Source organism: Kitasatospora sp. NPDC058478, assembly GCF_042720345.1.
Classification (GTDB): Bacteria; Actinomycetota; Actinomycetes; order Streptomycetales; family Streptomycetaceae; genus Kitasatospora.
Genome location: NZ_JBHXML010000166.1, coordinates 1 through 1,428 on the forward strand (window position 1 = coordinate 1; position 1,428 = coordinate 1,428).

Genomic DNA, 1,428 nt, shown 5'->3' on the forward strand with positions numbered 1-1,428 from the left:
CTCCGTAAGGTGTTAGGTGGCCCGGGAGGGCCGGATGTGGCTGATGGGTTCTTGCCGACCGTGGCTTCCCTGGAGTGGCCGTCCGGCTCTCCGGGGCGCCCTGGCTGCTGATTGAGATGTGCGTTTCGGTCGCTGATTACGGAGATGACAGCGGGGTGTTCCTCGGGCCGGCGGCATGCTGTCGGAGACGAGGAGAGGCCGATGAGTGAGCAACGACGGGCCCGGGTCTGGGCCGGCATCGACGCGGGCAAGGGCCATCACTGGGCGGCTGTGGTCGACGAGGCCGGGGCGACGCTGTGGTCGAGGAAGGTCGACAACAACGAGTCGGCGATCCTGACCGCGCTCGGCGAGATCCTGGCCCTGGCCGACGAGGTCCACTGGGCCGTCGACATCTCCGGCACCGCTTCGGCTCTCCTGCTGGCTCTGCTCGCCGCGCACGGCCAGAAGACCGTCTACGTGCCCGGCCGGACCGTCAACCGCATGTCCGGCGCCTACCGGGGCGAGGCCAAGACGGATGCGCGTGACGCCTACGTCATCGCCGAGACCGCCCGGCACCGCCGGGACTTCGCCGCGATCGGCGTGCCCGCTCAGCTGGCCGCCGACCTCGCGCTGCTGACCGCGCACCGTACCGACCTGGTCGCCGACCGGGTGCGGATGATCAACCGGCTCCGCGATGTGCTGACCGGGATCTTCCCCGCGCTGGAGCGGGCCTTCGACTACTCCTCCCACCGGGGTGCGCTGGTCCTGCTGACCGGCTATCAGAGTCCGGCGGCGATCCGCCGCCGGGGCCGGGCCCGGCTCACGGCGTGGCTGGCCAACCGCGGCGTCCGCGGTGCCGACACGGTGGCCGCCGCCGCACTGGAGGCCGCCGAGGCCCAGCACACCGTGCTGCCCGGCGAGGACACTGCGGGCCGGATCGTCGCCGACCTGGCCACGCAGATCCTGGCCCTGGACGACCGCCTGAAGCACGTCGACCAGCAGATCCGTGACACCTTCCACAGCCACCCGCAGGCCGGGATCATCGAGTCCCTGCCCGGTATCGGTCCCATCCTCGGGGCCGAGTTCGTCGTCGCGGCGGGCGACCTGGGCGCCTACGCGGATGCCGGCCACCTCGCCTCCGCCGCCGGGCTCGTCCCTGTGCCCCGCGACTCCGGCCGCCGCACGGGCAACATGCACCGACCGAAGAGGTACAGCCGCCGCCTGCGCCGGGTGTTCTACCTGTCCGCGCAGACCAGCACCATCCGCGAGGGACCGAACCGGGACTTCTACCTCAAGAAGCGCGCTGAGGGCTGCAAGCACGTCCAGGCGGTCATCGCCCTGGCCCGCCGACGCACGAACGTGCTGTGGGCGCTCCTGCGCGACAACCGGATCTTCACCTCCGCCCCACCGGTCGCGCAGGCATCTTGACTTCATCATTGAGACTCCAGG

The 1,428-nt window shown here is 71.1% G+C and carries 1 protein-coding gene; it reads left to right on the forward strand.

What is annotated here, in order from left to right:
• Positions 1–201: 201 nt before the first annotated feature.
• Positions 202–1,407, forward strand: a complete 1,206-nt coding sequence (locus ACFWPT_RS40910) for an IS110 family transposase (RefSeq protein ID WP_380488131.1) — start codon at positions 202–204, stop codon at positions 1,405–1,407.
• Positions 1,408–1,428 lie beyond the last annotated feature (21 nt).